Origin of the sequence: Nocardia jejuensis NBRC 103114 (assembly GCF_001613145.1) — a bacterium.
GTDB lineage: Bacteria > Actinomycetota > Actinomycetes > Mycobacteriales > Mycobacteriaceae > Nocardia > Nocardia jejuensis.
Genome location: NZ_BDBU01000030.1, coordinates 72,628 through 89,929, shown reverse-complemented (window position 1 = coordinate 89,929; position 17,302 = coordinate 72,628). Strand labels below are relative to the sequence as shown.

At 66.5% G+C, this 17,302-nt stretch carries 16 protein-coding genes and 1 riboswitch; of the genes, 6 read left to right on the top strand and 10 right to left on the bottom strand.

Annotation, left to right across the window (positions count from 1 at the left end; translation table 11 throughout):
- Positions 1-75: 75 nt before the first annotated feature.
- From NJ1_RS24315 to NJ1_RS24295, 5 genes are all read right to left on the bottom strand, one after another.
- The gene (locus NJ1_RS24315; RefSeq protein ID WP_067698298.1) at positions 76-1,341 is read right to left on the bottom strand and encodes an acyl-CoA dehydrogenase family protein; all 1,266 of its coding nucleotides are present in this window, start codon (positions 1,339-1,341) and stop codon (positions 76-78) included.
- Positions 1,342-1,400: 59 nt separating this feature from the next.
- On the bottom strand, positions 1,401-2,279 hold the full coding sequence (locus NJ1_RS24310; protein ID WP_067698296.1) for an SDR family oxidoreductase: 879 nt from the start codon (positions 2,277-2,279) through the stop codon (positions 1,401-1,403).
- A 71-nt stretch (positions 2,280-2,350) separates the two neighbouring features.
- Entirely contained in the window at positions 2,351-3,214 is an 864-nt protein-coding gene (locus NJ1_RS24305; protein WP_067698294.1) for a MaoC/PaaZ C-terminal domain-containing protein, read from the bottom strand.
- Between the two features lies 1 nt (position 3,215).
- Complete coding sequence (locus NJ1_RS24300; protein WP_067698292.1) at positions 3,216-3,653, bottom strand: type II toxin-antitoxin system Rv0910 family toxin; 438 nt, start codon at positions 3,651-3,653, stop codon at positions 3,216-3,218.
- 64 nt (positions 3,654-3,717) lie between these two features.
- Complete coding sequence (locus NJ1_RS24295; RefSeq protein ID WP_067698290.1) at positions 3,718-4,923, bottom strand: lipid-transfer protein; 1,206 nt, start codon at positions 4,921-4,923, stop codon at positions 3,718-3,720.
- Between the two features lie 325 nt (positions 4,924-5,248).
- Here NJ1_RS24295 and NJ1_RS24290 point away from each other — a divergent pair, with 325 nt between their 5' ends.
- Complete coding sequence (locus NJ1_RS24290) at positions 5,249-6,907, top strand: purine-cytosine permease family protein (RefSeq protein ID WP_067698288.1); 1,659 nt, start codon at positions 5,249-5,251, stop codon at positions 6,905-6,907.
- Positions 6,908-6,931: 24 nt separating this feature from the next.
- On the opposite strand, the gene NJ1_RS24285 is transcribed toward NJ1_RS24290, so the two are convergent.
- From NJ1_RS24285 to NJ1_RS24270, 4 genes are all read right to left on the bottom strand, one after another.
- Entirely contained in the window at positions 6,932-7,579 is a 648-nt protein-coding gene (locus NJ1_RS24285) for a TetR/AcrR family transcriptional regulator (RefSeq protein WP_067698286.1), read from the bottom strand.
- A 54-nt stretch (positions 7,580-7,633) separates the two neighbouring features.
- The gene (locus tag NJ1_RS24280; RefSeq protein WP_245717564.1) at positions 7,634-8,854 is read right to left on the bottom strand and encodes an MFS transporter; all 1,221 of its coding nucleotides are present in this window, start codon (positions 8,852-8,854) and stop codon (positions 7,634-7,636) included.
- A gap of 427 nt (positions 8,855-9,281) precedes the next feature.
- Positions 9,282-10,499, bottom strand: a complete 1,218-nt coding sequence (locus NJ1_RS24275) for an NADP-dependent isocitrate dehydrogenase (protein WP_067698283.1) — start codon at positions 10,497-10,499, stop codon at positions 9,282-9,284.
- Positions 10,500-10,947: 448 nt separating this feature from the next.
- Complete coding sequence (locus NJ1_RS24270; protein ID WP_067698281.1) at positions 10,948-12,441, bottom strand: MFS transporter; 1,494 nt, start codon at positions 12,439-12,441, stop codon at positions 10,948-10,950.
- Between the two features lie 138 nt (positions 12,442-12,579).
- Between NJ1_RS24270 and NJ1_RS24265 the strand changes: the two genes are divergently transcribed.
- From NJ1_RS24265 to NJ1_RS39785, 4 genes are all read left to right on the top strand, one after another.
- Positions 12,580-13,281 carry a TetR/AcrR family transcriptional regulator gene (locus NJ1_RS24265; RefSeq protein ID WP_067698279.1) on the top strand — a complete coding sequence of 234 codons (702 nt, stop codon included), beginning with the start codon at positions 12,580-12,582 and terminating at the stop codon, positions 13,279-13,281.
- A gap of 12 nt (positions 13,282-13,293) precedes the next feature.
- Positions 13,294-13,404: riboswitch (SAM riboswitch) on the top strand.
- A gap of 94 nt (positions 13,405-13,498) precedes the next feature.
- Positions 13,499-14,836 carry a bifunctional o-acetylhomoserine/o-acetylserine sulfhydrylase gene (locus NJ1_RS24260; RefSeq protein WP_084478729.1) on the top strand — a complete coding sequence of 446 codons (1,338 nt, stop codon included), beginning with the start codon at positions 13,499-13,501 and terminating at the stop codon, positions 14,834-14,836.
- The gene (gene metX / locus NJ1_RS24255; RefSeq protein ID WP_084478728.1) at positions 14,833-15,996 is read left to right on the top strand and encodes a homoserine O-acetyltransferase MetX; all 1,164 of its coding nucleotides are present in this window, start codon (positions 14,833-14,835) and stop codon (positions 15,994-15,996) included. The genes NJ1_RS24260 and metX overlap by 4 nt, the downstream gene beginning before the upstream one ends.
- 236 nt (positions 15,997-16,232) lie before the next feature.
- Positions 16,233-16,391 (top strand): hypothetical protein, encoded by a 159-nt coding sequence (locus NJ1_RS39785; RefSeq protein WP_169813196.1) that lies wholly within the window; start codon positions 16,233-16,235, stop codon positions 16,389-16,391.
- Here the strand turns inward: NJ1_RS39785 and NJ1_RS24250 are convergent.
- Entirely contained in the window at positions 16,388-16,633 is a 246-nt protein-coding gene (locus tag NJ1_RS24250) for a DUF3017 domain-containing protein (protein ID WP_067698479.1), read from the bottom strand. The two genes, NJ1_RS39785 and NJ1_RS24250, sit on opposite strands and share 4 nt — an antisense overlap.
- Before the next feature lie 136 nt (positions 16,634-16,769).
- Here NJ1_RS24250 and NJ1_RS24245 point away from each other — a divergent pair, with 136 nt between their 5' ends.
- Positions 16,770-17,246, top strand: coding sequence for a tRNA (cytidine(34)-2'-O)-methyltransferase (locus NJ1_RS24245; protein ID WP_422615774.1), 477 nt, complete (start codon positions 16,770-16,772; stop codon positions 17,244-17,246).
- The last annotated feature ends 56 nt before the right edge of the window (positions 17,247-17,302 follow it).

The following is a 17,302-nucleotide window of genomic DNA, read 5'->3' as shown; positions in this document are numbered from 1 at the left end:
GGCTTTCGCACGATCGAACCGCGGGGATGTGAGTTCCGGTGCCGTGCGGTCCCCGCACGGCACCGGCGTCTGCGCTCAGCCGAGCAGACCCTTGGCGACGTGGGTCACCTGGATCTCGTTGCTGCCGGCGTAGATCATCAGCGACTTGGCGTCGCGAGCGAGTTGCTCCACGCGGTACTCGGTCATGTATCCGTTGCCGCCGAACAGCTGTACCGCCTCCATGGCCACATCGGTGGCGGCCTCGGAGCTGTACAGCTTCATGGCCGAGGCCTCCGCCAGGGTCGGCGGCTTGCCCGCGCGGGAGCGTTCCAGGGCGTTGAACACCATGTTCTGCACATTGATTCGCGCGATCTCGATCTTGGCGAGCTTGAGTTGCACCAGCTGGAAGCGGCCGATCTCCTGACCCCACAGCTTGCGGTTCTTCGCGTAATCCAGGCACAGCCGGTGGCATTCGTTGATGATGCCCAGCGCCATGAACGCGACGCCGATCCGCTCGGCGGTGAAAGACGAACGGGCGCTTTCGCGTCCGTCACCGCCCTTGTGCTCCTCGGTCTCCCCCAGCAGCCGGTCGCGACCGAGGCGGACATTGTCGAAGAACAGTTCACCGGTCGGCGAGGCGTGCAGGCCCATCTTGCGGAACGGCTTGCCCTGCGCGAAGCCCTCCATGCCCTTGTCCAGCACGAAGGTCAGCACCTTGCGGTCCCGCTTGTCGGCGCCGTCGCCCTCGTCGAGCTTGGCGTAGACCACCACGGTGTCGGCGTACGGACCGTTGGTGATGAAGGTCTTCTGCCCGTTGAGGATGTAGTCCTCACCGTCGCGGCGCACGTAGGTCTTCATGCCGCCGAAGGCGTCCGAGCCGGAGTCCGGTTCGGTGATCGCCCATGCCGCAACCTTTTTCATGGTCACGATGTCGGTCAGCCAGCGTTCTTTCTGGGCCAGGGTGCCGCGCGACATGATGGTGGTCGCGCCGAGCCCGATGCTCACGCCCATGGCGGTGACCAGACCCATGCAGACGCCGGACAATTCACCGACCAGCACCGCCATCAGCGATTCCTGACCGTCGAACGGCCCGCCGCCGGATCCGCCGGACTTCTCCTTCTTCTCCGGCAGCGGCTCCCCGGCGGCGAGCGCCTCCTCACGCTTGCGCTGGCGCGCAAGCAGTTTGGTGATCGCGTCTTCGCCGAGAGCATCGATCCCGAACTCGGAGAACAGCTTCCGGATGATCGGATACGGCGACATCTCGCCGCTGTCCAGCTCGTCCAGATGGGGGCGGATCTCCTTGTCGATGAAACCGCGCACCGCGTCGCGGATCATCACATCGGTCTCGGACCATTCGAACATCGTCGTTCGCCTTCCTTGTCGGGGCAGTAGTCCTCGAGCAGCCGTGCCGAAACAGCCTGCTAGGGCAGCCGCGAGCCGATGTCGTCGATCGACCACGGCCCCTCGGTCTCGATGGTCTTCACGTCGTGCCACCCGGCCAGTTCGGAGATGGCTCCGCCCTGCACCGCGAACACCTTGCCGGTGATCGGGCACTTCTCGGTGGCGAGGTACGCCACCACCGGGGAGATATTGGCCGGACTGAAGGCATCGAACTCGCCCTCTTCCAGGGACGCGGCCTCCGCGGCCATCATCTCGCCCATACCCGGCGTGGCCAGGGTCAGACGGGTGCGCGCGATGGGCGCGATGGCATTGACACGGACACCGTATCGGCCCAGCTCATCGGCCGCGACCAGGGTGAGCGCGGCGATCCCCGCCTTGGCCGCGCCGTAATTGCCCTGCCCCGCGTTGGGCACGGTGACGCCCGAGGCCGAGGCGGTGTTGATCACGGCCGCGTTCGGCTGATTGCCCGCCTTGGACTGGTCCTTCCAGTACCCGGCCGCGTGCCGCAGCACCGCCGCGTGCCCCTTGAGGTGCACCGCGATGACCGAATCCCACTGCGCCTCATCCATTCCCGCGACGAACGCGTCGCGCAGGATGCCGGCGTTGTTCACCACGACATCGAGCCGCCCGAACTCCGACACCGCCTGATCGATCAGGTTCTTCGCGCCCTGCCAGTCGGCGACGTTGTCGGTGTTGGCGATCGCCCGCCCCCCTGCGGCGATGATCTCCTGCGCGACCTCGTGCGCGGGCCCGGAATCGACGCCCTCTCCGGCATTGCTGCCGCCCAGATCGTTCACCACGATCAGGGCGCCCTCCCGGGCGAACAGCAGTGCGTGCTCACGGCCGATGCCGCGTCCGGCTCCCGTGATGACGGCAACCCGTCCCTCGAGTGCACCCATCGAACTCTCCAATCGAAAAGATATGGCCGCGAGGGCGCGTCGGCTTCGGCGCACCCTCGCGGAAAGACATGTCAGTCCTTGATTTCCGCGACGCCGTCACCCAGGACGACGTCGTCGCCGCGCACCGTGCGGAAGGCGTAGGTGGTGACCCCGTTCTCCGAGCCGACCTTCCAGATCTGGGTCTGCAGGTCGTCGCCCGGGAACACCAGCTTGGAGAAGCGGACCGCGAAGCGTTGCAGCCGAGCCACATCCGAGCCGGCCAGCTCCGTGAGCACACCCCAGGAGGACATGGCCATCGTGCACAGCCCGTGCGCGATGATGCCGGGCAGACCGGCGTCCTTGGCCACCTGTTCGTCCAGGTGCAGCGGGACCGGATCACCCGATGCCGGCGAGTACCGGAACGTCTGATCCTCGTCCACGTGCGCCGTCGCGGTGGCCAGCGGCGGCTGGTCCAGCAGCGACTGATCGAACCGGTGCGCGGGCGCGGCGTCGCCGACCCGCTTGCCCACATCGATGTTCCGGAAGAAGGCGGTCAGGTACTGCTCGTTGACCAGTTCCCCGTCCTGCGCGCGGCATTCGATGAGGATGGTGATGGTGGTGCCGTTCTCCTTGCCCTCGAAGCCGATGGCCTTGGCGCGGGAGACCAGCCGGTCGCCGGGACGGATCGGGCGGTGGAAGTGGAAGTCCTGCTCCCCGTGCACGACCCGGCCGAAGATGTCCATCGGGGCGACGTCGATGACGGGCATCATCATGGCCTCGAAGACCGGCACGATGGCGAAGACCGGTGGTGCGACATCACCTTTCAGGTGCTCGGCGATGGGATCGTTGGTCGCGGCCGCGTATTCGGCGATCCGCTCCCGGGTGACCTCGAACCGCTCCTCGTCGCACCAGGTGCCGAGCCCGGTCTCGTCGAATACGACTGTGGCGTCGGCCATCTCAGGCCGCCGTGGCCAGCGAGTCGAGGGCGGTGAGGGTCTTGTCCAGCTGATTCAGGCCGTCCTTCTCGACCGCCTTGCCCAGCGCGCCCTTGATCAGCGCGCCCTCGAAGTCACCCGAGACCGAGAACGTGCTGCCTTCGCCCTCGGGCACGATGTCGAAGGAGAACTTCACCTTCACACCGGCCATTCCGGTACCGCCCAGCACCAGGCGATTCGGGGCGTCGACGCTCTCGACGACCCATTCGATCTTGTTGGCCATACCGAGCATGAGGATCTTGGCGACCAGCTTCGCGCCCGGCGCCAGCACGGCCGGCGGCTCCTCCATCCAGCGCTCGTGGATGGAGAACCACTTGTCCCAGGTCTGCGGATCCGAGACCACGGCCCAGAGGGCCTCGGGGGTGGCGTTCAGGGCGCGGGAGGCTTCGATGTGTCCCATGATCTTCTCTTTCCGAAAGCAGGGTTACCGCCGCAGCGGCGAAAAATGTTGAGTGGGAACAGATTCAGCGGTCTGCGCGCTGGTAGGCCGCGATGACCGCCGCGCCGCCGAGACCGATGTTGTGCTGCAGCGCGGCGGTGACGTTGTCCACCTGACGCTTGTCGGCGGTGCCGCGCAGCTGCCAGGTGAGCTCGCTGCACTGGGCCAGGCCCGTCGCGCCCAGGGGGTGCCCCTTGGAGATGAGCCCGCCCGAGGGGTTCACGACCCACTTGCCGCCGTAGGTGGTCTGCCCGGCGTCGATGAGCAGTCCGGCCTCGCCCTCCTTGGCCAGCCCGAGCGCCTCGTACAGCAGCAGCTCGTTGGCGGAGAAGCAATCGTGCAGCTCGATGACCTGGAAGTCCTCCGGGCCGAGCCCGGCCTGCGCGTACACCTTCTCGGCCGCTTGGACATTCATGTCGTAGCCGATGAGGTTCTTGGCGGTGCCGTCGAAGGTGGACTGATAGTCGGTGGTCATGACCTGACCGACGATCTCCACGGCCTGACGCGAGAGGTCGTGGCGATCCACGAAGTCCTCCGAGGCCAGGATGACCGCGCCGGAACCGTCGGAGGTCGGCGAGCACTGCAGCTTGGTGAGCGGGTCGTAGATCATCCGCGAGCCCAGGATGTCGTCGAGCGAATACTCGTCCTGGAACTGCGAATACGGGTTGTTCACCGAATGCTTGTGGTTCTTGTAGCCGATCTTGGCGAAGTGCTCGCGGGTGGTGCCGTACTTCTCCATGTGCTCACGGCCGGCCGCGCCGAACATCCACGGCGCCACCGGGAAGAGCACTTCGGAGATCTCCGCCAGCGCCATGATGTGCCGCGCCATCGGCTGTTCGCGGTCGTCCCAGGTGGAACCGAGCGAACCCGGCTGCATCTTCTCGAAGCCGAGCGCCAGGGTGCAGTCCGCGAGGCCGCCCCGAATCGACTGTGCCGCAAGGTAGAGCGCGGTCGATCCGGTGGAGCAGTTGTTGTTGACGTTGACCACGGGGATACCGGTCATGCCCAGCTCGTACACCGCGCGCTGGCCCGAGGTGGATTCGCCGTAGACGTAACCGACGTACGCCTCCTGGACTTCGCGGTAGTCGATCCCGGCGTCCGCGAGGGCCTTGGTGCCCGACTCCCGCGCCATGTCCGGGTAGTCCCAGTCGCTGCCGTCTTCGTTCTTGCGCCGCCCCGGCTTTTCGAACTTCGTCATGCCGACGCCGACGACGTAGACCTTGTTCGCCATCGAACTCCTCAGATCAGGGCCGCCCGCATCCCGCGGGCCGCAGTCGATCCAGCCGGATCGGACTGCAAACAAACATACAGAGATGTATGTAAGGTCGCAAGACTGCGGCATCCACTGGCTCTTCAAGATCGATTCTCAGGGACAGAACCGCAGCTGGACAGATACATACAGCAGTTTGTGTATGTACCTGGAGGCTCGATGTGCGTGACCCGCGCCACCCGGAGGGTGAAGTAACAGCCGTGTAATGGTTCGGCAATTCCCCGGGCACATCCCTGGACGAACGTACAAATCGTCGCCGTGGACGCGGTGAAGGTGAACGAGGGAGATGAACGTGGTCGATGTCGACACCCGATCGGCGAACTCCGACGGACTGGCCGCCGCGAAGGAGACTCTGGAGGACTACACCCTCCGATTCGCACCGCGCAGCTATCGCAAATGGAGTCCGGCCGTCGTCGGCATCTCGGCCCTGGGTGGCATCGCCTACCTGGCCGACTTCGCCATCGGCGCGAATATCGGCATCTCGTACGGCACCGGCAACGCGCTGCTCGGCATCGGCCTCTTCGCGATGGTGGTGATGCTGACCGGTTTCCCGCTCGCGTATTACGCGGCCCGCTACAACATCGACCTGGACCTCATCACGCGCGGTAGCGGATTCGGCTACTACGGCTCGATCATCACCAATGTGGTGTTCGCGTCCTTCACCTTCATCTTCTTCGCGCTCGAAGGCTCGATCATGGCGCAGGGCTTGAAATTAGGGCTCGGCATCCCGGTGTGGATCGGCTATCTGCTCTCCACGCTCATCATCTTCCCGCTGGTCAAATACGGCATGAACACCCTGGCCAAGTTGCAGGTGTGGACCACTCCGCTGTGGCTGCTGCTGATGGTGCTGCCGTTCGGGTTCCTGCTGGTGCGCCACCCCGACTCGGTGTCGGGGTTCTTCGCCTACGGCGGCGAGAACGGTTCGGGCGTAAGCCTTTCCGGCACGCTGCTGGCCGCGGGCGTCTGTCTCTCGCTGATCGCCCAGATCGCCGAGCAGATCGACTACCTGCGCTTCATGCCGCCGCGTACGCCCGAGAACGCGCGCAAGTGGTGGGGCTGGATGCTGCTGGCCGGGCCCGGATGGGTGCTGTTCGGCGCGGCCAAGCAGGTCGTTGGCCTGTTCCTGGCGGTCTACCTGATCGCGAATCTGCCTGCCGCACAGGGCATCGCGAATCAGCCGGTGCACCAGTTCCTGGAGATCTACCGCGATATGGTGCCGGGCTGGCTGGCCATGACGCTGGCCGTGGTGCTGGTCGTCATCAGCCAGATCAAGATCAACGTGACCAATGCCTACTCGGGCTCGCTGGCCTGGACCAACTCCTACACCCGCGTCACCAAGACCTACCCGGGCCGGCTGGTGTTCCTGGTGGTGAACCTGGGCATCGCGCTGGTCCTGATGGAAGCCAACATGTTCGACTTCCTCAACAACATCCTGGGCTTCTACGCCAACTGCGGCATCGCCTGGATCGTCACCGTCGCAACGGATATCGCGATCAACAAGTACGTGCTGAAGATCTCGCCCAAGGTGCCGGAGTTCCGTCGCGGCATGCTGTACGACTGGAATCCGGTGGGCCTGGTCGGGTTCGGGCTGTCCGCGGCGCTGTCGATCATGACCTTCTTCGGCCTCTTCGGTGAACTCCTGAAGCCGTACTCGCCGCTGGTCGCGGTCCTCGTCGCCTTCCTCGCCACGCCGCTGACCGCCATTCTCACCAAGGGCCGGTACTACCTGCGCCGCACCGACGACGGCATCGAACTGCCGATGTTCGACGAGCACGGCAACCCGTCCGGCGAGACGCTGACCTGCGTCGCCACCGGCATGGAGTTCGAGCGGCCGGACATGATCGCCTCCGCGATCCCCGGACCCGAGGGCGAGATCCAGTACATCAGCTCACTGGCGCTCTCGACCGACCGGGACGGCATTCACCTGCTGCCCCACAACCGGTGACGGATTCACCGTCCGGGGACCGGCTCAGTCCGCGACGAGAATGCCCGGGACCGCGACCCGCGCCGCCTCCCGTAGATGTGCCGAGGCGCGCAGCCAACGCCGGTGTGCCCGTTCGGGATCCGAGGCGATGAAGCTCGAGACCAGGATGCCCCGGATCGCGTCCATGGCGGTGTAGACGAAATCGCGCGCGTCCTTGCGGCGCACCTCGTCCGGGACGTACCGGTTCAGCGCGATCAGCACGGCATTGTTGACGAACGGTTCCACCTTGCCCATCTCCGCGGCCAGCACCGGATCGGTGCGCCCGGCCACCCACAGCTCCATGGCGGCGATGAACAGCGGACCCTGATGCAGCTCCCACAGGAAATCCAGCACGGTGGCGATGGGATCCGGGCCCGCCTTGATTCGCCCGACCTCCTGCATGGCGGCCTCGGTGCGCCGCTGCGCCAGATGACTGATGGCCGCGACCACGAGATCGGTCTTCGAGCCGAAATGATGCACCTGCGCACCCCGGGTCACCCCGGCCAGTTCCGCGACGCGGGGCGTGGTGGTCCCGGCGTACCCGTACTCGACCAGACAATCGATGGTGGCGTCCAGCAACCGGATGCGCATCTCGGTACTACGCTGCTCCTGAGTGCGGCGCGGTTGCTTCGACGCGGCTTCGGTCCTGGTCATGTCGCGGATTCTACACTTACATACACGCGTGTATGTAATCGGCGAGATTCTGGCTCACGCCCGATCCGAACGGCGCGCCACCGCGACGGTGAGCGCGAAGAGCAGCACACCCAGCACGGCCAGACCGGTGCCGACCACGGCGGGAGCGGTGTAACCGAGGCCGGCCGCGATCACCAGGCCGCCGAGCCACGCGCCCGCGGCGTTGGCCAGGTTCAGGGCCGCGTGGTTGAGCGCGGCGGCCAGGGTTTGCGCGTCGTGCGCCACGTCCATGAGCCTGGTCTGCAGCGCCGGACCCAGCGCCGCACCGGACGCCCCGACGAAGAAGGCGCCGATCGCCGCCGTGTACGGATTGTGCGCCGCCGCAATGAAGATCGCGAGGATCACCACCATCGAGATCAGCGCCGCGAACACCGCGCGCGTGACGCCGCGGTCGGTGAGAATGCCGCCGAGGATATTGCCCGCCACCATGCCGAGGCCGAACAGCATGAGCACGATCGGCACGAGGCCCAGGCTCATGCCCGCCACATCGGTGAGGGTCGTGGTGATGTAGGTGTAGACGGCGAACATGCCGCCGAAGCCGACCGCGCCGACGAGCAGGGTCAGCAACACCTGCGGGCGGCGCAGCGCGCCCAGTTCGGTCCGGGGATCGGTGAGGCGAATGCCGTGCAGCTCGGGCACGAAGCGCCAGATGGCCACCACCGTGGCGATGCCGATGACCACGACCACCGCGAAAGCATCCCGCCAGCCCAGATGCTGGCCCAGCCAGGTGGCCGAGGGAACGCCGACAACATTGGCGGCGCTCAATCCGAGCATAACCGCGGCAACCGCCTTGGCGCGCTGGCCCACCGGTGCGAGCGAGGCCGCGGCCAACGACGCCACGCCGAAATACGCCCCGTGCGGCAGCCCCGAGAGGAATCGCGCCGCCATCAGCGTCGAGTAGGAGGGGGCGAGCACGGTCGCGGCGTTGCCGATCGTGAACGCGACCATCAGGGCCATCAGCAATCGCTTGCGGGGCACTCGCGCGCACAGCGCCGCGATCACCGGCGCGCCCACCACGACGCCCAGCGCGTAGGCCGAGACCACATGTCCCGCAACAGGTTCGGTCACGTGCACCGCGCCCGCGATATCGGGCAGCAGGCCCATGGTCACGAATTCGGTGGTGCCGATCCCGAAGCCGCCCAGCGCCAGCGCCAGCATGGCCGGGATGTTCCACGTCCGGCGCGGTTCGATCGCCCCATCACCGAGATCGATGGTGGTCGGCGTGTCGGCAGGCATGGCAGAGATTTCGGGCACGAACAAGCGCAACACACCAGCGAACCGCCTCGATACCCCCGCACGCGGTGATCTCACTCACGACCCCGCAGGTCAGCAGCCCGAATCACCGACTCGCCCCGGCCGATTCGCGCCCACGCCGACCGGATTCGACGACCGCTTCGACCGCGGCCGAGGTCGCCGGATTCGGCGCTTCATCGACCGGCGTCGCGGCACCCCGGCCGAGAGAATCGGCGCACCCGGCGCGACGGCGTCGCAGCACCCGCGAACAGTTCGGGCACCCGCGGCCCGCCGGTGTCGGCGGGGGCAGGTGCCCGGCATGTGTGCGGCGCGATGGTCCCGGCCGGGACTGTGGTCCCGGCCGCCATCGTTCGCCGCGGCGCGCTGTTCAGAGAATCCCGAGAGTTGGCGAATCCCGAGAGTTGGCGATCTATCGCAGTTCGCGAGCCAGATTGGCATCCAGGACGCCGAGGAATTCCTCGGTGCTCAGGTAGCCCTGATCGCCGCCGACGAGCAGCGACAGATCCTTGGTCATCTGGCCGCTCTCGACGGTCTTGATGACGACGTCCTCGAGCTGCTGGGCGAACCGGATCACCTCGGGGGTGTTGTCCAGCTTGCCGCGATGCTCCAGGCCACGGGTCCAGGCGAAGATCGACGCGATCGGGTTCGTCGAGGTCGGCTTGCCCTGCTGGTGCTGACGGTAGTGCCGGGTGACGGTGCCGTGCGCGGCCTCCGCCTCACAGGTCTTGCCGTCCGGGGTCAGCAGCACCGAGGTCATCAGACCCAGCGAGCCGAAGCCCTGTGCCACCGTGTCGGACTGCACGTCGCCGTCGTAGTTCTTGCAGGCCCAGACGTAACCGCCCTCCCACTTCATGGAGGAGGCCACCATGTCGTCGATGAGGCGGTGCTCGTAGGTCAGCCCGGCCGCGTCGAACTCGGCCTTGAACTCGCTCTCGTACACCTCTTCGAAGGTGTCCTTGAACATGCCGTCGTACGCCTTGAGGATGGTGTTCTTCGTGGAGAGGTACACCGGGTAGTTCTGCTGCAGGCCGTAGTTCAGCGAGGCCCGCGCGAAGTCCCGGATGGACTCCTTGAAGTTGTACATACCCATCACGACGCCGCCCTCTTCGGGCATCTTCACGACCTCGTGGATGATCGGCTCGGAGCCGTCCTCGGGGGTGAAGGTGAGGGTGACCGTACCGGCCTCGTACACCTTGAAATCGGTGGCGCGGTACTGATCGCCGAAGGCGTGACGGCCGATGATGATCGGCTTGGTCCACCCCGGAACCAGACGCGGAACGTTGGAGATGATGATCGGCGCGCGGAAGATGGTGCCACCCAGAATGTTGCGGATGGTGCCGTTGGGCGACCGCCACATCTTCTTGAGCCCGAATTCCTTGACGCGGGCCTCGTCCGGGGTGATCGTCGCGCATTTCACGCCGACGCCGTGCTGCTTGATGGCGTTGGCGGCGTCGATCGTGACCTGGTCATCGGTCTTGTCGCGGTATTCGATGCCCAGGTCGTAGTACTCGAGGTTCACATCGAGGTACGGGTGGATCAGCTTGTCCTTGATGAACTGCCAGATGATCCGGGTCATCTCGTCGCCGTCCAGTTCGACGACGGTCCCTTCAACCTTGATCTTGGACATGGATCTTCGTGTCCTCCTAGGAAGGTGGTGCTCCCATTGCACGGCCAGGTGAGCACACTTGTGAGTGGACCCCGACTGCTCAACAGACAACGTATACGCTCGGCGATTTCCACGGGACCTGTGGTACCAAGTCGACGTGCGTTGTGGCGCCAAGCAAGACAAGCGTACTGCTGCTATGAACCTCACCGCGCGGGCAGCCCCCGCTGTGCGGGATTCGCGGACGGTTACTCATAAGTAGGTTCGCGGGTGATCTCGGCCACTGCCGCGGACGATGAAAAGCCCGCGGGCCGCACCCCTCGGATGCGGCCCGCGGGCCCTCGCTCACAGTAGTTCGAGAGTGCCTCTCGGTATCGATTCGAGAGTGCCTCTCAGCGTCGATTCGAGAGTGCCTCTCGGTGCCAGTTCGAGAGTGCCTCTCCGTGCCAATTCGAGAGTGCCTCTCAGCGCCTCACACTCCGGCATGTACGACATGCTCGGAACCCTCGAGCAGGTTCTCCGGCTTGTCCCGGATCATGAACCAGATGATCGGAATGCTCAGCGCGAAGAATCCGGCGCCGAGATAGAACGCGATGTCGTAACTGTGAATGGACGCGCGCGCCACCACATTGTCGATGGTCGGGTGATTGGTGACGTAGCGATCCGCGGCCTGCACCGAGATGGTGGTCAGCAACGCGGTGCCGATGGAACCGCCGACCTGCTGCGCGGCATTGAGCAGCGCACTGGCCACACCCGAATCCTTCTCCTCCACCTGATGCAGCGCGGTGGTCTGCATGGAGACGAACACCCCGCCCATGCCCAGCGCGATCAACGCGATGGCGGGCAGCACGCTGGAGGCGTAGCTGTCGCCGAATTCGAGTTGCGCCAGGTAGAGCAGGCCCGCCATGCCCAGGCCCGCGCCCGCCAGCATGATCGGACGCGGTCCGATCTTCGGCAGCAGCGCACTGGCCACACCAGCCGAGATGACGATGCCCACCGGGAAGGGAAGGAAGGACACGCCCGCCTTCATGGCCGAGTACCCGAGGGTGATCTGCAGGTAGTAGCTCAGGTTCAGGAACATCGCGAACATGGCGATCGGCACCAGCAGCGCCACCAGGAACGAGCCGCCGCGATTGATCTCACCCGGAATACGCAGTGGCAGTAGCGGATTCGCCGTTCGCGACTCGATGAACACGAAGGCCACCAGCAGCGCGACGCCGCCGATGATCAGGCCCAGCGTGGTCGCCGCGCCCCAGCCGTCCTCGGCCGCGCGGCTGAAGCCGTAGACGACCGAGATCAGACCGGCGGTCGCGGTGATCGCGCCGGGCAGGTCGTAGCCGCCGGTGCGCGGCGCCGGAACGTCCTTGATGACGAAGGCCATCGCACCCAGGAAGGCCAGCAGCGCGATGGGCGTGTTGACCAGCAGGCACCAGCGCCAGTTGGCGTACTCGGTGAGCGCGCCGCCCGCGATCAGGCCGATGGCCGCGCCACCCGCCGAGACGCCGGCGAACACGCCGAACGCCCGGGCGCGCTCCTTGGCCTCGGTGAAGGTCACCGACACCAGGGACAGCGCGGCCGGAGCCAGCAGTGCGCCGAACGCGCCCTGCAGACCACGTCCCGCGAAAAGCTCGGCGGCGTTCTGCGCGAGCCCGGCCAGCGCCGAGGCTCCCGCGAAGCCGACCAGGCCGATCAGGAAGACGCGGCGGCGGCCGAGATAGTCGGCGAGCCGGCCGCCGAGCAGCAGCAGTCCGCCGAAGATGAGCGTGTAGGCGGTCAGCACCCACTGTTTGTTGCCGTCGCTGATGCCCAGGTCCTGCTGAGCGAACGGCAGCGAGATCGTGACGATGGTGGCGTCCAGCACCACCATCAGCTGGGCCAGGGCGATCACGCCCAGGGCCCACCAGCGCGCTGATCCGCGCCGTTCCGTCGATTTCTCGGGAACGAGAGTTGCTGTCCCGGCGGTCATGTCTTCTCCTCGTGGACTCTCCGAACACCCGGGACCCATCGTGGCACCGTCCGACATTTGGCGTCAAGAGAAAAATGTCGCAGTCAGACAGTTGGCGGTTCAAGTCACAATCAGCGCGGGTCGGGATATGATTGCGGTATGTCCGAGTCCTCAGCGCACGCCGCCGTGCTGGAGCGTCAGAAGCCGGGCCTGCGCGAACGCAAGAAGCAGCAGACCCGGACGCGAATCATCGACGTGGCCCTCGCGCTGTGCGATTCCCAGGGATTCGAGGCCACCACCGTCGAGCAGATCGCCGACGCCGCGGACGTCTCACCGCGCACCGTGAACCGGTACTTCGACAACAAGGAGGCGATCGTCATCGCCCCCGTCGAGGATTGGGGCGCCGCGGTCGCCGATCAGCTGCGCGCGCAGCCGGTCACCGGCAACGAGCTGCAGGCGCTGCTCGATTCGTTCCTGGCCGTGGTGGACCAGGTCATCGAGGGTGACAACCCGGTGCCGTTCCGCTGGTTCCAGCAAATGCAGCGCATCACCCGCGGCAGTCCCACCGTCCGCGCGCAGAGTCTCGAAGCCGCCGACACCAAGACCCGGGCCATGACCCTCGTGCTGGCCGAGCGCCTGCGCACCTCGGTCGACGCCATGCCGGTCCGGCTGATCGCGGCCACCTGGCACGGCATCGTGCGCGTCGGCATGGAATGCGAGTTCGACTCCGACTCGGAATTCCCGGACTGCTCCTCCACAACCTCGGTTCAAACCCTTGTGAACAACGTCATCGGCGCGTACGAAGAGTTCGCGAAGAGTTGTGCCCTCCCCGTCGCGGCGGCCGACTCCTCGCACCGTTAGAATCCCGAAACAGGTCAAGAGCATCAGCGCCAAGCCCCGGCTCGCTGATCGGCAACCCTCCAGCTGCGGTGGGGTGCTCCGGGTGAAGACCGGGCGTTCGAAGGCCGAGCGCAAGCGCACTGTAGGAGGCACCGAGATGTGTTGTTGTCGAAGCCAATTCGCCTTCCGATAGCCATCCACTCCGCCAATCGGCGACCTCGTATTCCTGGAGCATGACATGAGTGACTCGAACGCGCCCGCTGCCCTGTCCGCAGACCCTGCCGACTGGTCCTTCGAGACCAAGCAGGTCCACGTCGGCCAGGCCCCCGACGCCAGCACCGGCGCCCGCGCCCTGCCGATCTACCAGACGACCTCGTACGCCTTCCGCGACACCGATCACGCCGCCGCGCTGTTCGGTCTCGCCGAGCCGGGCAATATCTACACCCGCATCATGAACCCCACCCAGGACGCGGTGGAGCAGCGCGTGGCCGCCCTCGAGGGTGGCGTGGCGGCGCTGCTGCTGGCCTCGGGACAGGCCGCGGAGACCTACGCGATCCTGAACCTGGCGCAGGCCGGGGACCACATCGTGTCCAGCCCGCACCTGTACGGCGGCACCTACAACCTCTTCCACTACTCGCTGCCCAAGCTGGGCATCGAGGTCAGCTTCGTCGAGGATCCGGACGACCTGGAGCAGTGGAAGGCCGCCATCCGGCCCAACACCAAGGCGTTCTACGGCGAGACCGTCGCCAACCCGAGCAGCTCCATCTTCGACATCCCGGGCATCTCGGATGTGGCGCACGCGGCGGGCATCCCGCTGATCGTGGACAACACGGTCGCCACCCCGTACCTGATCCAGCCGCTGAAGCAGGGCGCCGACATCGTCGTGCACTCGGCCACCAAGTACCTGGGCGGGCACGGTTCGGCCGTCGCGGGCGTGATCGTGGACGGCGGCGCCTTCGACTGGACCGTGACCGACGCCGAGGGCAAGTCCCGCTTCCCCGGCTTCACCACCGCGGATCCCAGCTACCACGGTGTGGTGTTCGCCGATCTGGGCGCTCCGGCCTATGCGCTCAAGGCGCGCGTGCAACTGCTGCGCGACCTCGGCGCGGCCGTCTCACCGTTCAACGCCTTCCTGATCAGCCAGGGCATCGAAACGCTGAGCCTGCGGGTGGAGCGGCACGTGTCCAACGCGCAGGCCGTCGCGGAGTTCCTGGCCGAGCAGCCCGGGGTGGAGAAGGTGTTCTACGCCGGACTGCCCGGCTCGCCCTGGTTCGAGCGTGGCAAACAACTGGCCCCGAAGGGTGTCGGCGCGATCGTGTCCTTCGAACTGGCCGGCGGCGTCGACGCGGGCAAGAAGTTCGTGGACGCACTGGTGCTGCACAGCCATGTCGCTAACATCGGGGATGTGCGCTCGCTCGTGATCCACCCGGCCTCCACCACGCATTCGCAGCTGACGCCCGAGGAGCAGCTCGCTTCCGGCGTCACGCCTGGTCTGGTGCGTCTGGCCGTGGGCATCGAGGGTATCGAGGACATCCTGGCCGATCTCCGCGCCGGACTGACGGCGGCCACGAGTTGACCGTGAACATCGAATCGAGCACCTCTCGTTCAGCGGCGGAACTTCGGCTTCCGCCGCCGGACGGGACGCTCGGCAGCATCGCGATCGGGGACGTCGAGCTCGAGAGCGGGGTCGTCGTCCCCGACGTGACGCTGGCGGTACAGCGCTGGGGCGAACCCTCGGCTAATGCGGACAACATCGTGCTCGTCGAGCACGCGCTGACCGGTGATTCGCACGTGGTCGGTTCGGTCGACGTGCATCACGCGCAGCCCGGCTGGTGGGACGGCATCGTCGGCGAGGGCGCGGCGATCGACACCCGCGAGTGGTGCGTCATCGCCACCAACGTGTTCGGCGGCTGCAAGGGCAGCACCGGGCCGGCGTCGCTGGCGGCGGATGGAAAGCCTTGGGGCGCACGGTTTCCCGAGATCTCCATTCGCGATCAGGTGACGGCCGAGGTGAAGCTGGTCGACCTGCTCGGCATCGACCGGCTCGCGGCGGTGGTCGGCGGCTCGATGGGCGGCATGCGCGTGCTCGAGTGGATGATCGGGCATCCCGAGAAGGTCGGCGCAGCACTGGTTCTCGCGGTCGGCGCACGCGCCACCGCCGATCAGATCGGCACCCAGACCACCCAGATGGCCGCCATCCGGTCCGATCCGGACTGGCAGGGCGGCAACTACCACGGTTCCGGCCGGGCGCCGATGACCGGCATGGGCATCGCCCGCCGCATCGCGCACCTGACCTATCGGACCGAGTTCGAACTCGACCATCGCTTCGAGAACCACGGCCAGGGTGAGGAGAACCCCTGGGACGGTGGGCGTTACGCGGTGCAGTCCTATCTGGAGTACCAGGCGGACAAGTTGATCTCGCGCTTCGATCCGGCCACCTACGTGCTGCTGACCGAAGCCATGAACCGGCACGACGTCGGCCGCGGGCGCGGCGGCGTCGAGGCGGCGCTCGCGCGCACCGAGGTGCCCTGCGTGATCGGCGGCGTGGATTCCGATCGCCTGTATCCGCTGCGGACCCAGGCGGAGCTCGCGGAGCTGCTGCCCGGGTGCAAGGGCCTCGAGATCGTTCGCTCGCGCGACGGGCACGACGGGTTCCTCACCGAGACCGAACAGGTCGGCAAGCTCATGATCGAGACGATGGATCTGGCCCGCGCGACGCGCGCGGCCCGGCCCTGATTTCGGCCTCCCTGAGCGAATCCCACGGGGACCCTGAACGGATCCCGTAAAGACGCTGAGTGAATCTCGTTAAGAACAGGCCGGACGGTCTTCCAGTAGCACTGCAACACCGCTGGATGTCCGGCCTGTTTCGTACGAATTGTCCTGACCCACTGACGGTTTCATCGGGGTGACACCTCCGTAACCGATCGCGGGAATTAACAACGTGCGAAACGCGGCTACGTACAGTGTTTCCCATGACGTCACCATTCGATGACATGGAACTACGAGACCTCGTCGGACTGCTGTCGGAAGACGAACAGCGCGAGCTACGCCCCGCCGTGCTGCGGGTGCTCGAACGACTCCCCGCACAGGAGGTGTTGCGCCGCGAACTCGGCCGCCGCCTGACGGTCTAAGTGACGCCGAGGCTGCTGATGGTCCACGCCAACACGATGATCGCGACACCGAGCACGGTCATCCACACCACATCGAAGACCTTGCCGCGCACCGCGAGCAGGCCCACTCGATCGGCCGGCAGCAGCATCCGCAATGCCGCCGCCAGCAGCGTCGCACCACCGAAGAAGAACGTTCCGCGCCGCCATCTGTCCCAGGCCAGGAACACCACCGCCACCACCATCACCACGGCGACCAGCAGCATCGGCAGATTGTCCCGGACGAACGCGCCGGTGCGACTGTTGCGGCTTTCGGGCGCGGCATGGGCTGGGCTCACGCGCCGAGTGTAACTACCGACCTGGACCAGGGGTCCCCTCCCGGTCCAGCCGGTCAAATCTGAGATGCTGGAGCGCGTGTTCCATCTGGTGTTCTTCGAACCGCGCATCCCGCCCAATACCGGCAACGCCATTCGCCTGGCCGCCGGTACCGGCTGCCACCTGCACCTGATCGAACCCCTCGGCTTCGACCTGTCCGAGCCGAAACTGCGCCGCGCGGGCCTGGACTACCACGATCTGGCCGCTGTCACGGTCCACCCGAACCTGCCCGCCGCCTGGGAGGCCATCGCCCCCGAGCGCGTCTTCGCCTTCACCGCGGCCGCCACCACCCGCAACACCGACATCGCCTACCGCGACGGCGACGCCCTGCTGTTCGGCCCCGAACCCACCGGCCTCCCCGAGGACGTCCTGTCGGACCCCCGGATCACCGAGCGCCTCCGCATCCCCATGCTCCCCGGCCGCCGCTCCATGAACCTCTCCAACGCCGCCGCCGTCGCGGTCTACGAAGCCTGGCGCCAGTTGGGCTTCCCCGGCGCGGTGTAGGTGTGTGACGGGGGAAGTCGTTCCCGGCGGTGAGCGGTCCGGGAGCGCTCTCGTTC